Raw genomic sequence first — 243 nt, forward strand, 5'->3', positions numbered from 1 at the left:
GTCTGGCGTGGGGGATTTTCTCAATTTCCTGGCCTATCTGAGCATTAGCTTGGGGGTTCTCAACCTGCTGCCGATCCCTGTCCTCGATGGCGGGCATCTGCTGTTCTATCTGGTTGAGTGGGTGCGCGGGCGCCCATTATCCGAACGGGTACAGGCTTGGGGGATGCAGATCGGCATCAGTCTGGTCGTTGGCGTGATGTTGCTCGCTCTGGTCAACGATCTGAGTCGTCTGTAGTCATGTTG

At 56.8% G+C, this 243-nt stretch carries 1 protein-coding gene; it reads left to right on the forward strand.

Annotated elements, in window-relative coordinates:
• The coding region (locus ACLJNW_RS27895; protein WP_410961839.1) for a site-2 protease family protein at positions 1–235 on the forward strand (235 nt) is incomplete at its 5' end.
• Positions 236–243 lie beyond the last annotated feature (8 nt).

The organism is Salmonella sp. SAL4457, assembly GCF_046548235.1.
Classification (GTDB): domain Bacteria; phylum Pseudomonadota; class Gammaproteobacteria; order Enterobacterales; family Enterobacteriaceae; genus Salmonella; species Salmonella enterica.